This is a genomic window from Pseudomonas sp. SbOxS1, from assembly GCF_013416725.1.
Lineage (GTDB): Bacteria > Pseudomonadota > Gammaproteobacteria > Pseudomonadales > Pseudomonadaceae > Aquipseudomonas.
This window is the reverse complement of sequence record NZ_JAAVXC010000029.1, coordinates 82,800-101,993: the sequence shown is the minus strand read 5'-3', so window position 1 is coordinate 101,993 and position 19,194 is coordinate 82,800. Positions and strand designations below refer to the sequence as shown.

The 19,194-nt window shown below is 59.4% G+C and carries 27 protein-coding genes; 6 read left to right on the top strand and 21 right to left on the bottom strand.

From position 1 onward, the window contains the following. Window positions 1-2: 2 nt before the first annotated feature. The 12 genes from HFK74_RS23140 to HFK74_RS23085 form a co-directional block, all read right to left on the bottom strand. Complete coding sequence (locus HFK74_RS23140; RefSeq protein ID WP_180205500.1) at window positions 3-212, bottom strand: hypothetical protein; 210 nt, start codon at window positions 210-212, stop codon at window positions 3-5. A gap of 41 nt (window positions 213-253) precedes the next feature. After that, window positions 254-835: a phage baseplate assembly protein V gene (locus HFK74_RS23135; protein WP_180205499.1), complete on the bottom strand. Its 582-nt coding sequence runs from the start codon at window positions 833-835 to the stop codon at window positions 254-256. Continuing rightward, a complete protein-coding gene (locus HFK74_RS23130; protein ID WP_218953794.1) occupies window positions 832-1,395 on the bottom strand; it encodes a hypothetical protein in 564 nt (187 codons plus the stop codon). The genes HFK74_RS23135 and HFK74_RS23130 overlap by 4 nt, the downstream gene beginning before the upstream one ends. Next, a complete protein-coding gene (locus tag HFK74_RS23125) occupies window positions 1,370-1,747 on the bottom strand; it encodes a hypothetical protein (protein ID WP_180205498.1) in 378 nt (125 codons plus the stop codon). Before HFK74_RS23125 ends, HFK74_RS23130 begins: the two co-directional genes overlap by 26 nt. Continuing rightward, window positions 1,747-2,061: a hypothetical protein gene (locus HFK74_RS23120; protein ID WP_180205497.1), complete on the bottom strand. Its 315-nt coding sequence runs from the start codon at window positions 2,059-2,061 to the stop codon at window positions 1,747-1,749. Before HFK74_RS23120 ends, HFK74_RS23125 begins: the two co-directional genes overlap by 1 nt. A 66-nt stretch (window positions 2,062-2,127) precedes the next feature. Further along, window positions 2,128-4,203: a ClpP-like prohead protease/major capsid protein fusion protein gene (locus HFK74_RS23115; RefSeq protein ID WP_218953793.1), complete on the bottom strand. Its 2,076-nt coding sequence runs from the start codon at window positions 4,201-4,203 to the stop codon at window positions 2,128-2,130. Further along, a complete protein-coding gene (locus HFK74_RS23110) occupies window positions 4,133-5,677 on the bottom strand; it encodes a phage portal protein (RefSeq protein ID WP_180205496.1) in 1,545 nt (514 codons plus the stop codon). Before HFK74_RS23110 ends, HFK74_RS23115 begins: the two co-directional genes overlap by 71 nt. 8 nt (window positions 5,678-5,685) lie before the next feature. Continuing rightward, window positions 5,686-5,907, bottom strand: a complete 222-nt coding sequence (locus tag HFK74_RS23105) for a primosomal replication protein PriB/PriC domain protein (protein WP_180205495.1) — start codon at window positions 5,905-5,907, stop codon at window positions 5,686-5,688. Continuing rightward, window positions 5,898-7,925 (bottom strand): phage terminase large subunit family protein, encoded by a 2,028-nt coding sequence (locus HFK74_RS23100; RefSeq protein ID WP_257230411.1) that lies wholly within the window; start codon window positions 7,923-7,925, stop codon window positions 5,898-5,900. The genes HFK74_RS23105 and HFK74_RS23100 overlap by 10 nt, the downstream gene beginning before the upstream one ends. After that, a complete protein-coding gene (locus HFK74_RS23095; protein ID WP_180205494.1) occupies window positions 7,888-8,439 on the bottom strand; it encodes a terminase small subunit in 552 nt (183 codons plus the stop codon). Before HFK74_RS23095 ends, HFK74_RS23100 begins: the two co-directional genes overlap by 38 nt. 184 nt (window positions 8,440-8,623) lie before the next feature. Further along, window positions 8,624-9,355, bottom strand: coding sequence for a hypothetical protein (locus HFK74_RS23090; RefSeq protein WP_180205493.1), 732 nt, complete (start codon window positions 9,353-9,355; stop codon window positions 8,624-8,626). Window positions 9,356-9,359: 4 nt separating this feature from the next. After that, complete coding sequence (locus HFK74_RS23085; protein ID WP_180205492.1) at window positions 9,360-9,704, bottom strand: phage holin family protein; 345 nt, start codon at window positions 9,702-9,704, stop codon at window positions 9,360-9,362. Between the two features lie 64 nt (window positions 9,705-9,768). Here HFK74_RS23085 and HFK74_RS23080 point away from each other — a divergent pair, with 64 nt between their 5' ends. Next, entirely contained in the window at window positions 9,769-9,945 is a 177-nt protein-coding gene (locus tag HFK74_RS23080) for a hypothetical protein (protein ID WP_180205491.1), read from the top strand. Window positions 9,946-10,060: 115 nt separating this feature from the next. Here HFK74_RS23080 and HFK74_RS23075 read toward each other — a convergent pair whose 3' ends face one another. The 9 genes from HFK74_RS23075 to HFK74_RS23035 form a co-directional block, all read right to left on the bottom strand. Beyond that, window positions 10,061-10,792: a serine protease gene (locus HFK74_RS23075; RefSeq protein WP_180205490.1), complete on the bottom strand. Its 732-nt coding sequence runs from the start codon at window positions 10,790-10,792 to the stop codon at window positions 10,061-10,063. Between the two features lie 113 nt (window positions 10,793-10,905). After that, window positions 10,906-11,295, bottom strand: coding sequence for an antiterminator Q family protein (locus HFK74_RS23070; RefSeq protein WP_180205489.1), 390 nt, complete (start codon window positions 11,293-11,295; stop codon window positions 10,906-10,908). A gap of 296 nt (window positions 11,296-11,591) precedes the next feature. Continuing rightward, complete coding sequence (locus HFK74_RS23065) at window positions 11,592-12,920, bottom strand: site-specific integrase (protein WP_180205488.1); 1,329 nt, start codon at window positions 12,918-12,920, stop codon at window positions 11,592-11,594. Continuing rightward, window positions 12,917-13,126 (bottom strand): hypothetical protein, encoded by a 210-nt coding sequence (locus tag HFK74_RS23060; protein ID WP_180205487.1) that lies wholly within the window; start codon window positions 13,124-13,126, stop codon window positions 12,917-12,919. Before HFK74_RS23060 ends, HFK74_RS23065 begins: the two co-directional genes overlap by 4 nt. Then, window positions 13,126-14,505, bottom strand: coding sequence for a replicative DNA helicase (dnaB, locus tag HFK74_RS23055; RefSeq protein ID WP_180205486.1), 1,380 nt, complete (start codon window positions 14,503-14,505; stop codon window positions 13,126-13,128). Before dnaB ends, HFK74_RS23060 begins: the two co-directional genes overlap by 1 nt. Beyond that, a complete protein-coding gene (locus HFK74_RS23050; protein WP_368738174.1) occupies window positions 14,498-15,205 on the bottom strand; it encodes a helix-turn-helix domain-containing protein in 708 nt (235 codons plus the stop codon). Before HFK74_RS23050 ends, dnaB begins: the two co-directional genes overlap by 8 nt. 380 nt (window positions 15,206-15,585) lie before the next feature. Then, window positions 15,586-15,777, bottom strand: coding sequence for a hypothetical protein (locus HFK74_RS23045; RefSeq protein ID WP_180205485.1), 192 nt, complete (start codon window positions 15,775-15,777; stop codon window positions 15,586-15,588). Between the two features lie 21 nt (window positions 15,778-15,798). Further along, complete coding sequence (locus tag HFK74_RS23040) at window positions 15,799-16,002, bottom strand: hypothetical protein (RefSeq protein WP_020799051.1); 204 nt, start codon at window positions 16,000-16,002, stop codon at window positions 15,799-15,801. Between the two features lie 36 nt (window positions 16,003-16,038). Then, complete coding sequence (locus HFK74_RS23035; protein ID WP_180205484.1) at window positions 16,039-16,254, bottom strand: Cro/CI family transcriptional regulator; 216 nt, start codon at window positions 16,252-16,254, stop codon at window positions 16,039-16,041. A gap of 87 nt (window positions 16,255-16,341) precedes the next feature. On the opposite strand from HFK74_RS23035, the gene HFK74_RS23030 reads away from it, so the two are divergent. The 5 genes from HFK74_RS23030 (at window position 16,342) to HFK74_RS23010 (ending at window position 19,141) form a co-directional block, all read left to right on the top strand. Continuing rightward, on the top strand, window positions 16,342-16,998 hold the full coding sequence (locus HFK74_RS23030; protein ID WP_180205642.1) for a S24 family peptidase: 657 nt from the start codon (window positions 16,342-16,344) through the stop codon (window positions 16,996-16,998). Window positions 16,999-17,151: 153 nt separating this feature from the next. Next, window positions 17,152-17,403 carry a DUF1654 domain-containing protein gene (locus HFK74_RS23025; RefSeq protein WP_180205483.1) on the top strand — a complete coding sequence of 84 codons (252 nt, stop codon included), beginning with the start codon at window positions 17,152-17,154 and terminating at the stop codon, window positions 17,401-17,403. Window positions 17,404-17,801: 398 nt separating this feature from the next. Further along, window positions 17,802-18,185 carry a response regulator transcription factor gene (locus HFK74_RS23020; protein WP_093219601.1) on the top strand — a complete coding sequence of 128 codons (384 nt, stop codon included), beginning with the start codon at window positions 17,802-17,804 and terminating at the stop codon, window positions 18,183-18,185. A 14-nt stretch (window positions 18,186-18,199) separates the two neighbouring features. After that, window positions 18,200-18,361, top strand: a complete 162-nt coding sequence (locus HFK74_RS23015; protein ID WP_180205482.1) for a hypothetical protein — start codon at window positions 18,200-18,202, stop codon at window positions 18,359-18,361. A gap of 105 nt (window positions 18,362-18,466) precedes the next feature. Further along, window positions 18,467-19,141, top strand: coding sequence for a polysaccharide lyase family 7 protein (locus tag HFK74_RS23010; protein WP_180205481.1), 675 nt, complete (start codon window positions 18,467-18,469; stop codon window positions 19,139-19,141). Window positions 19,142-19,194 lie beyond the last annotated feature (53 nt).

Sequence of the window (19,194 nt, the reverse complement as noted above, 5' to 3'; positions counted from 1 at the left end):
GGCTAGCCTTCCAGGCGCTGCAGCTCGGCATGGCCGGCCAGGCACTCCAGCGCCTCGGCGTCATCGCCCTGGACCGTCACGCGATGGCCCACAACCTTGAATTCGCGCAGCCCCTCGCCACTCGCCAGGAACAGCGAGCGCGAGGCGTAGCCGCTGTCGGTAAAGGTCACGTCCGCCGGCGCACCAGGCGCAGCGGGTTTCTTGGTGCTCATAAGGACTCTCCAGAAAAGACAAAGCCCGCCGAAGCGGGCCGTCAGTGCTTGTGATTGGGCGTGTTGCCCGTCGTATCGATGATTGAGGCGTCACCACGGATATCGCCCGTGACGCGTAACGGGCCGTCAATCAACACCGCCCCTTTCAGGTTGATGTTCGGCGCCTCGACCGTGGCGGTCGTCGTCTTGGCAGTGAGCGCGCTGTCAGTCGCCACCACTTCGGTACCGCCGACCTTGACCGCCACCGTGCCGCTGGGGAGCGTGATGGTGTAGCTATGGGCCGCCCAGTCGTAGACCAGCGAGCCGCCATCATCGAAACGCCACACCTCGACATGATCGCGATTGTCCGGCGGTGCGCCGGCATCGCCATACAAGCCAGGAATAAACGTGCCCTGCGCGGGATCACCGCTAGGGCTGATTAACGCGCCCTGCTCGCCCAGGCTCGGCGCACGCCAGTGGCGGGCCTTGCCGGCCGCAATGCTGTGCCAACGCACCCAGGCGCTGGTCCAGTTGCCGCCATCGGATACACGCACCAGGGCGGCCACCAGATCCACCGCCACAACGCGACAGGGAATCACCAGACCGGCCAGCATGCGGTCATGCTCGGCGGTCGCATAGCTCATGTCATGGCCTCCGGGGCTTGGTAGTGATGCTCGTTGCCAGGCCCGGCGTCAGGATCAAACGCAAACAGCAGCGAGCCAGGCGGCTCGTGCTCCCAAGGCCAAGCGGTGTCACCCAGATAAATATCTTGGTGCCACAGCACCGACCAGCCCGTGCAGCGCGCCAGCTCGGGAATGATTTCCGACGGCATGGCCTGCACATCCCGCACCTGATCGACAAAGTCGACGTCCCAATACTGTTCATCCAGCAACTGCATCAGCTTGGCCGCCAGAACGGCCGCCTGCAGGGGCGCCATCTTGCGTTTCGACTCGACCAGAATGCAGGCCTCAAACGTCGCCTTGACGCACAACCGGCCGTCCCCGGGCTTGGTCGCCGGCGCTACGCCTGTCATGGCGTACAGCAGAGCCGGCAGCTTCATCCCCTCTTTCAGGACCGGATACGCCTCGACGTGTTCGATCTGCGGCAGCGCCGCTTTCATGGCGGCCGTCATCGCGTCATGCAACACACTCAGCTCAGTCGGCACAGGGGCCGGCTCGCTAGAAGATGTCTGCTGTTCGCTCATGGTCTACCTCCAGCACCAGGGCAACCATGCCGTCGCCGGTAGGCTCAGGCCGGACCACCCGATAACGTCCGCCGCCCTCAGCGGGTGGCAGCTCAATGGTCAGCACCGATTCATTGTGCAAGCGCGCCGCGTCTGCAGCCAGCACAGAGAAACGCGGCTCGCCCAGTTCCGCGGCGTCGACCGCCGAGGCCAGCCCCTTGCCACTCTTACCGCCCACTTGAGGATCAAGGAATGGGTTTTCAAAAGCCCCCATAACCTCTGTACCGTCCTCGAGCGTGGCGCGATCGCCCACGCGCTGCAGAATGCGCGTGCTCAATACCGCCATGCGCTCGCGAAAGCTGGGGCGGGCCATTACTGAACGATCAGCACTTCGGCAAAGCCGTTGAGCGTATCGCTCAGCAACTTGCCGTAAGGCACCGAATCGGCAGTACCGGCGGCGACCAGGGCGCCATTGAGCACGCTGACATTGGCGCCGGCCTTGAGGCCAGCGGCCGCCGGCACGCTCCAGGCGCCACAGGTGCGATAGGTGATCACCGCACCCTTAGGGCCGGACTGCAGCGGCATGACCGCCAGATCACCGATAACCTGAGGCACACCAGCGACGGAGCCGCCAGTAGGGGCCGGCAAGCTGATGCTGTCGCCGGCACTAACGTAGTTCTTGGCCATGGCCATTTTCTCCTATCCAAAAACAACAAACCCCGCGTAAGCGGGGTGTTTGGGTGGGGTCTGCGGTTACGCGCCGACAGACTTGTTGAGACCGCGCGAGTCCAGCGCCGCAACGCCGGCGTCGATCCGCACCTTGGTAGCCACGCCGTCGACGGTGAAGCCCTCTTGCTGCTCCATGTACGGCTTGTCGACGCCATCCAGGTAAGAGACTTCGATAGTGTCGCGACCTTGCGCGGCGGCCAGATACCAAGACTTCGCAGAATCGTCGTCCAGACGCGGCTCGGCGATCACCTCGGCGAAGTTGCGAATCGGGTTATCGATGCCGGCGTTTACGTCAGCGCCTGGCACCGAGGCCGAGCGGATCAGCTGCTTGGCCTTGTCTTCCAGGGCCACCGGGCACAGCAGGAAGGCCGGGCGAATGTTCAGGGTTCGCCCCTTACCGCCTTCAACCTGGGACTTCTGCAGCGCCATGGCGTTCTTGGCGGCAATCATCGCCTCAATCGACAAGGCCGAGCCGGCACCGGTGAACAGGTTCTTGCGCGAGGCATCGAACAGGGCCTTTTTATCGCTCATCTGGGCGTTGGTGGTCAGTACCGCGTAGACCAGGTCGCCGACGGTGCCGCGCGCCGCCAAACCCATGTTGTAAGGAATGGCACTGAGCAGGTCGAGGTCATCGTTGATGATTGCCTGACGGGTAATCGAGAACAGCTCGCCATAGGTGGCCAGGCTGATGGTCTCGCCACGGTCACCGGTGGTGATGTACTTGTAGTCGGCACCTGGGCGCACTTCGCGCAGGGCCGGGAAGGCCCCCATGCCGACACGCTTGGCAACGCGGAAGTCGCTCAGGCGACCACGACGGGTCCACTGATCGAAAGTCTCGGGAGCCTCGTCCCAGCCGGCCAGAACCGACACAGCGGCGGTGTCGATCAGGATGTTGCCGAAATCACTGGTGTCGTGAGTGAAGGCTAGGCCGACCATCTGCATCGGGTTGAGCGAGGCAGTCAGAATGCCGCGATCATTCAGCGAGGCGCGGGCCAGCTCACGCAGGCTCATGTGGTTATAGGCGTTGTCGGCCTCATTGGCCGCGTGCCCGACACGCCCTGCCAGGGATGCCCGCACCGAGTCGCCCACAATGTTGCCGTTGCTGATGTGACCGTGCTGGCCTGGGGCCTGGCTGCCGGTCGGTGTGGTCGCCTTGCCCATGTGAGCCAGCAGCTTGGCGTTTGCCGACTCCACGGTGCAGCTGGTGTCATTCAAGCACTCGTCACGCAGGGCGGCAGAGCCCTCCAGGGTGGCGAACATGGCAAACGCGGCAGTGATCGCGGTGCGGCGAGTGGCATCGGCCAGCAGCACACGCGCCTGAATCTGCTCGGGGGTTTCGTTCGCCGGCAGTTGGTTAACCGGCGGGGCCGGCTGATTGACCGGCGCCGGTGGCTGGGTTTGGCCGCGCGGGCCGAACATCGGTTGTGCAGCGGTAGGCATGTTGGTGAACTCCTGCATGCGTTGAGAGTTGAGTGCGGCGAAGGCTTCCAACGCCCCCACCAATTCATCGGCAAAGCCCAGCTCGACGGCCTCGGCGCCGGTCATCCACGTTTCAGCGGCGAGCAACGCCTTGATTTCCTCGACGGTCTTGCCGGTCTTGTTGGTGTACGCCGCCACCAGGGAATCCTCGACCTTGTCGAGCAGATCGGCGTAACGGCGCATTTCATCCGCGTCACCGCCCTGAATGCCCCAGGGCTTGTGCACCATGATCATGGCGTTTTCAGGGATGCGAATGACGTCGGCAGCCATCAGAATCACGCTGCCCATCGACGCCGCCAGACCATCTACCGTGCCCTCCACCCGGGCTGGGTGATTGCGCAGCAGGTTGTACATGGCCATCCCCTCGAACACGTCGCCGCCGGGGGAATGCACATGCAAATTGATCTGTGACACATCACCCAGGGCTTTCAGATCGCGGGCAAACTGGTTGGCCGAGATACCCCAGGCGCCTATCTCGCCGTACAACATCAGATCGACCACGCCGCGCTGACTGGATGCGCGCAACGTGTACCAAGTCTGCGCAGCCGGGTCAGTCGTCGTCGCCACCGCCCCGCGTGGACCCAGGACGGGCGGCCTTGCCCGTGGTTTTCGTTTGCTCATTGGGTTGGTTTCTCCCGTAATACTCGTGGTAGGCATCCGAACTGAACACCAGATCGTCTGCCCGATTGGCGGCAATCTCAGACTTGCGAGACGCCTTAAGCTCGGACGGGTTGCGGCCACGCGAGCGCGCCATTTCCGCCTCGTCGCCGCCACCGGCCTTGATGATCTTTTCCCAGGCGTCGGCCTCATGGACCGGGTTAATCCACGGCATCACTGGCCCTTGGTAAAAGGCGCCGTAGATGGTCCGTTGATCCACGTCCGCCGGCACTTTGAGCTGACCACTCAGGATCGCCATGCGCAGCCAGTTGCGGTACACGCGGCGGCACCAGTAGTCGATGAACTCATGCTGCAGCTGGTCGTAAGCCAGCTGGCCCTCGACCAGCTCCTGGCGTTGCGCCGAGTAGGTGCCGTCGTAGCTGCGCGCCACGCTGGAATAGGTGCTGCGCGTACCGGCAGCCACCGCCTTGAGCTGTCCATTGCGGAACCCCTCAAGGAACGGGTTAGGCCGGTTGCTTTCGATCATGCCCACGTCTTCACCCGGCAACAGGGTGTCGACCACAATGCCAGGGGCAATGGGGAAGGTCCGTTCTTCGCGCTTCTCGCCCGGTCCGGCCGGCACGTAGTCGTCGGGCGTGCCCTTCTTGATGTACATGGCCAGCGCCGCACTGATCCGCGCTGCCACCCGCTCGCTTTCCTCGTAGTCCTTGATATCCGCCAGACGCATCAGGACCGCATGCAACAGCGGCTGGCCACGGCTCTGACCAATGCGCTTGCGGTAGGCAATGTGAATCACCTGCTCGGCCGGCACGCGCTTGGTGTTCTGCGCCAAGCTGCCACGAAGGCCAGCCGGGTGCGCTTTGAACAGGTGGTAAGCCAACACGCGGCGCCACCCGTTACGCTCGATGCCCTGGACAATGCCCTTGGAATCGTCGGTGTACTCGATCGGCAGATAGTCCGCCTCCAGCAGCTCCAGCGCATACGGCACGCCGTGCAGGTACTGATAGTTCGGCACCCTGCCCATCAGTTCCTGGGCTAAGGCCTCGCCATCGCGCAACCAGCTACGCACCACCAGGCGCTCCATCTGCGGCCGGCTCAGTTCGCCCGATGCCTCGGGCTTAAGCGACCACTCCCCCCACAGCGCGTTAATGGCGGCGGCAAACTCGCGGTGCACCGTGCCATTAAGGTGCAGCGGGATCGGCTCAACGGCGATTCCCGCCCCACCCACCACGCGCTCCTCCAGGCGGTCAAACACCCCGGTGACAATGTCGTGGTCTTCGTCCAGCTTGCGGCTCTGCTCGCGCATCGACTTGAGCGTGTGATTTAGCGCGCGATCCGCGTTACCGGTCTGCTTCTTGGCCTTATGGGTCCGCGAAGGCTTGGCGGACTCAAACGCCATGATCACGTTACGCGCCCGCAGGCGCTCGGCGACCATGCCCGGAAACAGCGGCGCAAGCGCCCGGTCCAGCAGGTTCATGCCACTCACTAGAAGCTCGCCAGGGAATAGCCCGGACGCCCCCCGCGTGCTTGGGCCGCTGCTCGGCGCTCCCAGTACAACAGGCCGTCTCGTATCTGGTTCAGCTCGGCATACACGAATCGCCGACCGTTCAAGGTCACATCTTTGCCCCCGGCCACCAGGTCAGCCTCGGCCTGCATGTACAGCGCGACCATCTGTTGGGGGGTCAAGGTTTGGGCTTCTACAGCCATCCGTTTACTCCTGTCTCAATCCAACCGCCGGCAGCGGGCTGGTGATCTGGTTGCGGCGCCACAGGCGCCGGCGGCGGTACTTCGGCCGGCACTTCTGGCTCGGCCGCAGGTGGTGGTTCTGCCGGCACCTCCCACACCCCCGTTTTGGGGTTCTGGCTGGCCAACAGGTCGAGGTCTAAACCGAACTTTTCTTGACTGATCCGCAACGCGGCCAGGGCGTACACAAAACAGTCGAGCGCTTCGTTGCGCTTCTTGCTGGCATCCCAACGCAACACGCGCCGACCTTTCGCCAAGATCCATTTCTTGGTTTCGCTGGTCAGCTGCTTAAGCTCGTCGTCGTCACAGATCAGATCGTCGGCCGGGAAGTGAATCAGGCCCGGCACAGGGCGATTGCCGTCCGGCTGCAGCTTGAGGCGGTTGTAAATGACCTCTTTGGCGTTGTCGGTGCCTACCTCGGTCAGGTAGGTTTTGGACTTTTTCTCTTTCTTGCGCGGGAAGCTGGCAATCGGCTTGCCGTAGGTGCTGGCCCCGAAAATCGGGATCACCCAATGCAAACCATGCTTGCGGCTCTGAGCCCTAACAGTCTCCGAATGGTGACCGCCGGAGTCCCAGCACCAACGCATTACGCCCATTTTCGTGCCGTCGGCTCGGGTAAATTGCCTATGCAGCTCCAAGCCAACTTGGCGCAACAGCTCAAGGCTGGCCGGGTCACCCGTCAAAATCCGGCGGTAGACCAGCCACGCCTCTTCATCAGCACCAAAGCCCCACACCCGCAATTCGTAGCGGTCGTCCTGGGTGTCGATGCCACCCATAAGCGCAACGCAACGTGCCGGTACCTGGGCGGCGTAGACTTCGCGGCGATCGCGTAGCTGCTCCCAGTCGACTTTTTCGGTTAGGTCTTCTTCCCAGGGCTCGCCCAGCGTCGTGTTGACGAAGGTTTTCAGCTTGCCCCGGTCCTTACCGGCCTTGACGCGTTCGTCGGCGATCTTCACCCAGGTGGTGAAGGTCGAGTAAATGGTCCAGATATGGAACGTCAGGCGGCGCGGCGTGCGAATCGGTGCGTCATCCGCCCCAAACCACTCCATGCCGTCGCGGGTCCAGACGCCAGTTTTCTCGCAGATGTAGCGGCCCGATGGCCCCGCCTTGATCATCTCGTGATGTTCGAAGGTGCAACCGTGGCCGGACTCGCACAGATACCAGGCCTTATCGACTTCGCCGAGCGCATCCTTGGACCACTTGAGCCCAAACGGCTCATCCGGCCCGCCCCACTTCAAGGTTTGTTCGGTGTGGCAATGCGGACAGCGGATATGGAAGCGCAACAGGTAGGCCGATTCCTCGGCGGCCCGGGTGATTTGACAGCTACCCGCGAGCTTGGGCGTAGAACCGCGAATCGACTTGGGAAAGGTCGCCCCCTCAAGGCGCTTGTCCCCCAGGAAGGTCGGCGAGCCCTCATTGTTAATGTCCGCGTCGAAGCTCGACAGCTCGTCATAACCGACCTCGTCCGGGCTCTTTTCCCGATAGTTGCCAGCGGCCTTGCCGCCCAACCACCACAGCACCTTGCGGTTTTCGAAGGTCTTTTGATCCTCGGTGTTGTCCTTGTGCTTTTTCCCGAACCAGGGCGCCATAGCCTTGATCAACGGCACGTCGCGAATCATCGGATCGACGTGTTTTTTCATGATGCCTTTGGCGTCGTCGTCCGTCGGGCTCCACATGCAGATACTGCGTTTTTTGTGCTTGAGCTTGTAGGCGATGTTCGCCATCAGCATCTTGGTGTAGCCGATCCGCGCCGACTTCGGCAGGTTCAGCTCATGCACTAGGTCGTTGCCCATGGCGTTGAGCAGTGCCACCTGAAAAAACTCGGTGGTCCATTTGCCTTCGCCATAGGACGACTCGGACGACATGTAGAAATATTTGTCGGCCCACTCCACGGCGGTCATGGGCGGATCGACTTCAAGGTTCTTCAGCCCGCGCCGGACAGCCTCAACCAGATCCCTCATCCAGGGTGGTGATGTACTCATCCAAAAGCTCCGGTATGCGATCAGCCAACCCGGCAGCCGCGTTACGCGTAACGGCAATCTCGCTCTCGACGGCCTCCAAGTGGCGCACGGCGATATCAGGATGTTTGCGCTTCACGTTTTTGTGAACGGTGTTGAGCGTTGAGGCCAACTGCGCGGACAAACTGGCCAGCGCAAACACCATGAATCCGACCGGGACAAGCTCCTTTTCACCAACCTTGTTTTTTCGTGCCTGGGCGTCGGCTTGCTCCTTGGTCAGGCGCCACCGCTCAAGATCGATCTTGTAACCAATGAGCGGATCAATCTCATCAGCACCAGGTTGGTGTTTGCCGCTCTGATGCTGCAGGCGGTTATCGAGCACCGACCGAACGTCGTAGAACGACTCGCGACCGATCTTTGCAACCGACTGGACGCCCCATTTATCAAAGGCCTGCACCGTAATGCCGAGGCTATCGGCCATGTTCTTCTTGTTCAGCCAGAACGGCTGTCGCGTGATCGTTGTGATCTTCGAAGACATAACAACAACCAACCCCTAGAAAAAGGTCATACGTAGCGAATGAGCGGGGCCCGAATTACCCCCTAGCCCCGGTGGGCTCGGGAGGACCCATAAGCCGGGGGGCGGGGGTGGGTCCAGGCTGGCCCGAGCCGCCTACCCGGCCGGATGGCCAAGGGGTGCCGGGGTGCCCGCGCCTTGCGCGACCTCACTTCGCTGTCAGGATCGCATCACGCAACGCGTTTGCCAGTTCGGCCTGTCCGTGCGCCGTTCCGATGTTCTCGCCGATCTTGTAGAACGGGAAAATGACGCGGTATTGCGGGGCGCCTTTGGTGTAGAGAAACACCGGCTTGACCTGCTTGCGCGCCTTGCGCTCCCAAATGCCCGACTCATCGCCGATCGTGCCGGTGAAATAGCGCTGAGCATTGCCCTTACGCTGGCTGCGCTTGCTATCCGTGGCGTTGGCTTGGTAGCCGCGCCCGGACTCGGCCGCACCCAAGCCCGACAAGATGCGTGTCATGGTACCGCGTGCGACGTTGCCGTATTGGTTCAGGTAGTCTCCGCTCGGCACGGCGTATTGGCCGGACTTCATCAGCCCTTGAGCAATCAACGACTTCTCAAAGCGCTTATGCGGTCGCGCCCCGCCCTGCACTGCCTGTTGCAGGTACGCATCAGCGGGAATGCCCGTGGTCCACGAATCCTTAAACCAGACCTTGGCAGGCCGGGTCTTAGTGGCCGCCTGGGCAAACAGGCTGCGCATGGTGGTTGGTGTCGGCCGGTCCAGGCGCTGACCCATGACCTTGAGAATCCCGGGCTTGATCCGATTGGTGGCCAGACGCGTTTGCGCGAGCACCAGGGCAAAAGGGATCTGCTTTCGCTGAATGTCAGAGATTTCACGGGCCAGGGCCACGCTGTCGATATCTAGTTTCAGGTCGAGCATATACCTACTCTCCGCCTGTCTTTTGCCCTGGCGATGGTTCGCTAACTCCTGCCCTCTTTGCCAAGAACTGCGTGTACAGACCACCAGCAACATCGGCACCGATGACCGCGATGACAATGCCTAAACCTGCAGCCAGATAGAGATTGCTCCACAGAGCCATAGCGAGCAGTAGCGTGGCCATACCCAATAGGCCAGACGCAAGAAAGCGCAGTGCTACGCGCTGCAGGATCTGCCGAAGCCCAAGGTCGGAGCCTGACGCTCTCAGCATCTCCCCGGACAAACCGGCCATGCTCAACAACACCAACAGCCAAAGGGGCACGTCAGCAAGAGCCTGATGCTCAGTATTCATCTGTTGTCCTCGAATAGGTCCGGCCTCCATGTCACTGTCATCCGCTTGAAGCAAAGAGCCAGGCATGGGGCCGAAAAACGAAAAAGCCCTGCTCGACGGCAAGGCTTATAAATGGGAACAAAAAACCCGGCTCGATGGCCGGGTTCTTGAAAGGCGTCACGCTGCGTTCACAGCAATCCACGCTGCTATAAAAACAGATCTATTCCGCGCGGAAAAGCATTTTCTAGGCGAGCCTGGGTAATTTCACCCTATGACCTCTCAACACAAATCCACTCAGTCAAAGGGCTGCCCCCTCCCTTTTTTATGCAGAAAATTCGCGTGAGCAGCTCAATCCTGACGCAGCATACGAACGAACCCTAGGAGAGCCCCAGTCTCGAAAGCTCAGCGTTAACAAATCTGATGTGAAACCCAATCCCAATGCCAGAATTGGCATTCGCTTCGATGACCCTGGAAATGGCCCCGAGCCCCTGAGCTAGCATCGTTGCAAAATCACCGAAGTTAATCCCGTTGATTGCGACGCTACCTCTCGTGGCAACGGCCGCACAGTGTCGAGTCAATTGCTCAAGCTGAGGAGAAAGGTTCTGTAACGAATCCCCTCCCATAAAGCGGCGCTGTGTGACAATCCCTAGCACCTCTCCCGTGGCTGCGCTGATGATTGGGCCACCGGAGTTTCCGCCATTTATCGAACCATCAATGTAAAACGCGTGCTGCTCGTAAGGAGATGAAATCACCGCCTCATGTACAAGGAGATGGGGAATAGCGTGAGGAAATCCAGAGAAGATAATTCGCTCCCCCCTCGAAGTGACTGGGCTCGCAGCAGGTTGAAGCACGTTGCGACCACTGGGTAGTGGTGCCTTCAACTCCAAAATTGCAAAGTCATATTCCGTCTTGTCCGAATACGCAATTAGCTGCGTCGGCAAAGGCACGTTGTCCTCGGTAATAGCGTAGATCGGGGCGCCATTTTGTAGATGCGGCTCAATCACATGGTGGTTGGTAATCACAAGCCGGTCATTGATGTAGCTGAAACCACTCCCTGAGCTGTTCCCAGTGACAATCCGAAATGTTGAATTCGCGAGCTGCTGGTGCATCGTTCCTCTCCACATAGCTATGAATGACATTGGATGTTGTCACAATCACCTTATGGGGAGTAGTGAGACGCCCGCCATAAGGTGCTGCTCAACTGCCGAAGCTAGCTCATCGCTTACGCAGCTACCCTCATTGATCCAACGGCACAATCGATCCACGCCGCTCCAGCCCTAACCAGCTCACGAGTTTTTCCCTCACTCGTGCCGTAGTATTTACCGACGCGCGCCATTGGCCATTTGGCCCCGAAGTAAAGCCAAATAACATCGCCCATTTGCTGATCACGGATGGAGAGTTTGGCAACCGCATTGTCTATCGCCATTGCCCAGTCATCCGTGATGCAGTAGTTTTTGCTTAATGCCGGCTGTGCAACCGCTTGACGCATCAGCGCTAAAGTCGGGGATGTGTAACCAGGGACCCCCATTCCATCCATCCGCCACCAGCCCCATTGTTCGAGCAGATATTCGGTGTCTCCCAACGGACGGCCTGCTGGCTTACGAATCATCATGCTCTTAATCCCCTGTGTGGTTTGTTCCGCCCGCCCCCAGGCGGTTGGCTTTATGGTTTTGGCTCTGAAACCCGTCCATCTGACTTGAACTTTTCAGAGCCAAAATTTCACGCTGAGCGTGCTGCAATTTGAAACTCAATTGGGTCACCAACTCGTCGGTAGAAAGCACCAACTTGCTTCCCCTAACAACCCAACCTGAGCCGTTGCAATCAGTGCAAACCAGCTCATAAAACAGCCCTTTCACTACTGCTTTCCCCTTACAGATCGAGCATGGCTCAAGCTCGACCCGTTCCCGCTCAAAGCCAGGCACTGGTCTTTTCTGCATGGTTTAAAACCTCGCCCTTAACAAATTGCGGAATCGACTCGCAGACCGCGCCATTCAAAGCGTCTACGAGGATTTGCGAATCTTCATATCTAGCGCCTGTCTGCTCATGGATCGCCTTGAAGCCACGCTCATCTAACCAGTTGTGCCACTTCACCAGCGCCAGCCGACGCTGCTCCTTGGCCTGGGTGTTGATGTAGGTCGAAGCGATCTTGCCCAGCGAATGGTTTAACAGCATCTCGCCGATGTGCCCGTCGACACCGAGGTCAGTCCACGCGGTGCGGGCCACCTTGCGCAAGTCGTGACTGGTCCACGCGCCCTGCCCCAATCGGGTGAACACGGCACTGGCCTGGTTATCGCTGAGCGGCTTCCCTCGGCGGGACGGGAACAGGAATGGCCCCTCATACCCGTGGGCGGTCTGCCGGTCCCGGTATCGGCGCAGCAGTGCGCTCACCTGGTCGGTCAGTGGCACCCGCAGCTCGGTCTTGCTCTTGGTGTGTTCGGCCGGCAGGAACCACTCACGCTCAGGCAACGCAATATCGGCCCAGCGCGACTGACGCGTTTCGCCAATGCGGGTGCCGTGGCACAGCATCATCAGGGCCAGCATGGCGTCACCCGGCGCAGTCACGAATCGCTCCGCCAACTGCTCCACCAACTCGGGCACCTGTACATCACGCAGACGGGCGGGCTTGGGTAGGATGCGCGCCGTCGTGAAATTGATGAACTTGAGCTCCGCCATCGGGTTGGATGGAATCAGATCGAGCTTACGGGCCTGACGAAAGGCCACCGCGAGCAGTCGGTACAACTGCTGGACGTACGACAGCGACAACTCTGCCTGAGCCGGCCAAATCAGCAGCTTGTCCAGGGTCTGGGCGTTGACGTCACGAATCAGCAGATCACCGAGGCGCGGCTTGAGCTGGCAACTGATGGCCGACTTGCCGGCTGAACGACGCTTTGCCGAGAGCGCGCGCGAGCGGGCCATGCGATCGCCAAACCAGTCCAGCAGTTCGCCGACGGTTACCCAACCCGAAACGCTCGCTGCGCCATCGGCCGCCACTCGCAAACGCACTGCCGGTAACGCTGCGACCACTTGCTTGGTGCTCAGGTCAGGAAATCCGCCGATGCGGTGCCACTGGCGCTTGTTCAGCAGGTACCAGGAGCCGCGCGCGCGATTCTTCGCATAACGGAAATGCAACGCCGGGTGACTGGCATCACGCAGGTCGCGCACATGCTCGAGCCTGGCGTTGCGCTGAATCTCGGTGTCTGACAGCTTCACCGTCAGGGTCTTGATCAGGGTGCTCAATCGCTCGCCTCCGGCTGGGCGAGACGGTCCACCACCTCAAACGTTGAAGGCCACATCCAAGCGCCATAACGCTTGGCCATGGCCTCGTCGGCGAACAGGGCCAACGCATGGTCCGGGGTGCTACCCAACTCCATCTTGAAAGAGCAGCAGAACACCGCGAAGCGGTAGGTGGCCGGATCGGGAACAGCGAGTCGCTGAGAGTCCATCAGAACGATTCCTTTTTTCGGTAACGGTTGGCCAGGCTGGTGACTTTCTCCGGCTGCTCGACCGGCTCTGGCTTCCACCCAGCGGCAAGGTTTTCAAAACGGTTGTACTGCCCAAGAAACGCCGTGCGGACAGTGCCCATCTCGATGTCGCGCCCCTTGCCGATGATGATTTCGGCGATGCCTTTGGCTTCGGTGTTTTCGTGATAGACCTCGTCGCGGTACACGAACAGGATCACGTCGGCGTCTTGCTCGATGGCACCTGACTCCCTCAAGTCGGAGGGGATGGGTCGCTTGTTTGGACGTTCTTCGCATTTGCGCGAAAGTTGGCTCAGCAGCACGACGGGGATGCCCAGCTCCTTGGCCAGTAACTTGCAGCCACGACTGATGCTGCTGACCTCTTCGGTGCGGTTGCCGCCCTCGCCTTCCAGCAATTGCAGGTAGTCGATCATCAGCAGGTCCAGGCCGTAACGCATCTTGTGGCGGCGAGCCAGCGAGCGAATGCGACCAATCGACGAGCCAGCACGGTCGGCAATGTACAGCGGCGCGCGGCGAAGCACGCCGGCTGCCGCGGCGAGTTCAGTGCCGTGGGTCTCGCACGCGGTCCCGTTTTTCACCAACGTGAGCGGAATGCGCCCCTCGGAAGCCACGGCCCGGTCCAGCAGCTGGCCCTTGTTCATTTCACAACTGATGACGAGTGCCGACTTGCTCTGGCGCACGGCGGCGTCGATGACAAAGCCCATGGCAAGCGTGGTCTTGCCCATCGCGGGGCGACCCGCAACGATGTACAGATGATCCGGCTGCAGGCCACCCAGCTTTTCGTCCAAGTCTTTCAGGCCGGTCGATAGGCCAATCAGCGTTTCTCCGCGGGTATGCCGATCATGGCGCTCCTGCCAAACCTCCAGCTGGTCAACCAGTACGTCACCCACTTTGACGATATCGTCATCACCCGAACCGCAATCAATCGCCATAGCCGCTGCTTGGACAGCAGCGATCTTCGCCTGCGTATCCTCGGTCCCCTGGGAAATCTCCATCGCCTGGCTGCCAAGGTCGTAGAGCGCCCGGTCAATGGCCCGCTCACGAACGATCTGGGCGTATGTCCGTGCGTTAGCAATACTTGGCGTGTTTTTGACGATCTCGGCGCAATAGGCAAATGCCGGGCTCCCGTCATCCATCGAGCCGATGTGATTCCCGACAGTCAGGAAATCCACCGCCTGACCAGACGAACGAATGGCGATGATGCTGCGGTACACCTCGGCGTTTGCAGGGAAGTAAAACGCCTCGGCGGACAAGTCTTCGGAGAGAGTATCGATCAGGTCTGGACGCTGCATCATGGCGCCCAGCAGACTGTGTTCGGCCTCCGCGCTGTGAGGGTCACGCATGGTAGTTGCCCTCCACGACCTTGACGAAGTTGCTCGGCGCAATCAGCCAGTCGAAGTTGCAACGGAAAGGGTTGCCCCCAGAAGTGGAAACCTCCCCCATCAGGAACTTGCTCGAGCGCACCAGTGCGAAGTACTCAGCCCAGAATTGGAGATCCTGGTGCACTTCGCTTTCGTTCCAGCGAGCACCGATTTTGGCAATCCGATCCTTGGTCAACATCACGACGCGAGGAAACTCCGGGATCGTCTTGTTGAACAAATCGACGATTGCCTGGGTTGGGCACTTCGGCTTCGAAATCTTCGATGGCTGATCATCGCCAGCAAGAGGTGACGGTTCACTTGATGGTTCTATTACGGTTCTGGGTGCGGCTGCTGCGGGGGTTTCTGTCGTGAGCTGCGGGGGTGATGGTGCAGTTGCTGCGGGGTGCGACTCATGCGGGGGTGCATATGCTGCCGGGGTCAAGGTGTACATCGTCGAGCGGCCCATCCTCTCACGGACGGACAACAGGCCAACTTGCCCCAGCCACTTGATGGCCGTTTGAACGGTCCTTTCAGCAAGGCAAGTGCGTTCTGAAATTCGGGCAACCGATGGCCAGCAAACGCCCTCGTCGTTTGCGTTATCCGCCAACGAGATCAGCACAGCCTTTTGTGGCCCGCTCATGCCCTGGAGCGGCCAGCACAAGCTCATGATTATGGTGCTCACAGCCGATCCCCAGTTTCAGATTCAACCGTGATGCTGAGTCGCAACACGTTTGACGATTGCTCGAAAAGTGTCACGACACGGCGGGTATTGCCCGGAGTAGCGATCGTGTTCATAATGGTCCCTCAGTGTTTTGCGTTGTGAAGAAGCCGGTCTAGCCACCGGCTTTTTTGTGGGTGCAATTTGAGTACTGGTTAAATTCACAGCTAATCCGATGTTCTACCGGTGCCGCCTTATTCCCGGGATACTTGCTTCAACAGCTCGACCAGGGACGAACCCATGACCTTCTCTTCTTCCAGTCCCGAAACAGGGACCAGCGCCAAACTTGAAATCTGTAACCGACCCACCTTCGCAACCGTGCGGTCCCTAATAAGGGGCGGAACTCATCGCTTGGGAGCGAAGGCAATCACGTTGCTGTCGAGCGGTACGTTGTCGCTCGCCGCCTTTTTGAGTCCCGGCATGGCCAGTCGCAAAATCTGCGAGGCCAGTGCATCCGGGGTAGTCCCGATCTCCGACGCCCATCGCGCCAGGTCTTCTGTGTCGCCCTTCCGTAAGTCAACTACTGCACTGGGCATGAATCCCCCTCTGCGGCCTTCTCAGGCCCGTCTTTTCTCCAGCTCAAACGGCAGCTCTCCGAGCGTTCGCTTGACCTCAAGCGCGGCCTCGATGATTTCTCGGCTAAGCACGCTGTGTTGCAGCTTCATGTCGCGGGCAACGTCCTTCAGCTCTTGAAAGACTTCGTCATCGAGGCGCACCTTCACCTGGTGCTCGTGCCGGTGGGCTTTATCGTCGTAGGCCATAGGTTCACTTCCGCATTCGGGGTTGCGTGGTGTGGTTTAGGCGGCTGATTTACGAGCCGCTTGAGGGCGGGAGCAAAGCTCGCGAGCCGTGATTTGCCCAGCTGTTAGCTCTTCTGCCTTGAAGGCCTTTTCGGCGCTCATCAGGTGAATACCAGACACCCAGTACGAAACCGCAGCCTGAGATACGCCGAGAGCCAAAGCTGTTTTGGTCTGCCCGCCGAAGTAGTCGACGAGCCTTTCGATGGGAGTCATTTTGATCCCTCCTGATAAGCCTGCTTATATCGTATGTAGAAGGACACTTATTTGCAAGCCAATAAGGAAACTTATAAATTCCAACGGATGAGCACACTCGCCGAACGAATTAAATCCGCACGAAGTCACGCCAAGCTGACGCAAAAGGCCCTAGCCCAAAAGGCTGGAGTGGAGCAGCCAGTGATTTCGCAGTTGGAGACTGGAAAGAATCTTCAAAGCGCACATCTGCCGAAGATCGCGCATGCATGCGGCGTGAGCGCTATCTGGCTGTCTGAAAATATTGGTCCAATGATCAGCGCCGCGAAGGTCGACTCAAACGTTGGTGAAGCTCGTCAGCCGGTAGAGTCTTTCCGGTATCCGGTAATCAGCTGGGTTGCCGCTGGCGCTTGGGCCGAAGCAGTTGAGCCCTTCCCTCCTGGATACTCCGATCGGTATGAGCTGTCGGATTACGACTCAAAAGGTCCAGCATTTTGGCTCGAGGTAAAAGGTGACTCGATGACCTCTCCAGTCGGAACGAGTATCACCGAGGGGACACTGATCTTGGTCGACACGGAAGCTGATGCTCAATCAGGAAAACTGGTGGTAGCGAAGCTGGCGGACAGCGACCAGGCAACCTTTAAAAAGCTCGTCGATGATGGCGGTCGACGGTTCCTGAAGCCGCTAAACCCTGCGTACCCTATTGAAATGTGTGCAGAGAACTGCAGGATTGTCGGCGTCGTAGTCAGGGCGCTGCAAAAGCTGTAGAGACTGTCCAAAAAGCACGCGCCTCAAAGCCCACCGACGAGTGGGCTTTTTTACGCCCGTCATCGGGAGGAGTACAAATGTACTCCGCACATCTTGCCAAAATGGTTTCATATCAATACTGTACATTCATACAGTTACGATAAGGAAAACCGCATGCTCTCCTCCTCGATTCCTACGACAAAACCTCGCACCTCCTACGAATTAACCGGGCGGCGCTTACAAGCGATCATCGCAGCACCTGGCGTTCAAAAGGTTCAGGCGGTCACCGTGTTCAGGCTCGAGCACGAAACCGTTGAGGATTGGCAGCGTTTAATCGATGAGATCAGCGAGACGGCCGGCGTGATGGTCGAATCTTTAGAGGGCGGCGCCGTCAGGATCCGCTGGCGACAGTACTGCGAGGCATGAAATTAGCCCGCCACTGAGCGGGCTTTTTATCGCCACGAAGAAAAATTATAAGGCTGCTTATTGACGACTAAAATAAGCTAGCTTATATTTACTTCATCGCCGTTGAGTACCCAACCAGGGACCAGAAGCGAAAGGGTCAAGTGGCCCGCCGCTCTTTAACAGACAGCGCAATAAAAAACAGACCGCATTGCCTCTACCGGCGACCGGCGAGCAGACAGGCCCGAAAGCCTGCCAACGACAGGACCAACCTGGACGGTTGCTCGATGGTGAAACGCCAGAACCGTGTGAATGACCCGGTAAGCAATGCGCCCCGCCTCTCCGGCGGTAATAGGACGGAAAGTTTCACTGATGCACCTGGTTGGCCGGGTGCATTGGGAAAACAACCGGGAGTCAAAACGATGGAAACAGAAATCGTAAATGGCACATGGAAGGGTCACCTCGGTCGTGGCCTGGCACCGCGAGAGCTTCAGTTTCTTCTCTGGGTCGCCCTGGGGCTCACAGCAAAGGAAATCGCACGGGAGGTGGGCATTTCGCCGGCCACCGTAGCGAAGCGCCTCACCAACGCAATGTTCAAGCTCGGCGTTACCCGCCGCGCCGCACTGGTGGCTGAAGCGATGCGCCGCCAAATCATTTCCCCGATGTGCTTTGTTCTGGCAGCGCTGATCGCCATGCACGCAATGCTCGATGGTGACTCTATGCGCCGTGATCGCCGCGTCCCTGAGCGCCGTATCGCTCAGGTCCGGACGGCAAAGCGCGCTGAAGCCTACGACCACCACGCATGACCTTGGAGAGCTCTATGAAGCACACATTTGCTGTCGATCTGCTCGACAACTGCGCCACCAACTACGAACGCAACGCCGCCATCCAGGAGAAGGAAGGCCGGTACGAAGATGCGGCCAACAGCAGGGTGATCGCCTCGGACTACCGGCAGGCAATCGAAGCGCTCCAGGCTGAATGAGCATCACTTCTGCCCATTCACTGAGTGGGCAGCGGGATGTAGGCCTATATCAAGCGAAGGGCTCAACAGAGCACAGGTGACATCAAATGAAATAAGGAATCGACAATGACTGTAGATATCAGCAATTTCATAATCGCCACCCCGCTTCCAATTTCCGACACAAACCCTATCTCCCTGGACTTGATCGGCTGGCGAGCGTTGATCGAATGCCCAAGCATCATTTCGATGCTTCCCGACGGATCGCTGCAGATGACAGCGCCCACCCTGGGCGCTTCCAGTAAAAGCGTCCATCGAACTCGCTGTGAATGGAAAGAGCCTGGCTATTGGCTGTTTGCCAGTGCCGCAGACCATTGGTGCCGTCAAGAAATGCGGCTGACGAAGGTCAATTCGTTGCAGAAGGTCGTGATCAGCCAAATTCATGTGCAGGGCTCTGAACGCCCGCCGGTAAAGGTGTTCTGGAACAAAGGCAAAATCACCATGGGTTTCCGGTCGAGCTACCTACAAGACGATCCGGTCAACTCAACGGTATTGGAAAACGTGCCGCTCGGCGCGCTCTTCAAAATCAACATTCACGCCAATTCGAGCGGCGCTGTATCGGTATCTGCCAGCTGCAACGGCGCCAAATCCACCTCAGCAATCATGCGCCTCGACAACACCTGGGACACGAAGACTCTCGCTTTCCACGGCGGCGTGTACAACCAGATCGACTACTCCGATTCAACCGATCCTGAGGACGGTTCGATTTGTGTGATCAGTGATCTATCCATCACTCACGTGTAAGACCAACCAGCGCCACGTCAGCCTGACGATAACTGCCCGATGCGCTGGTACTC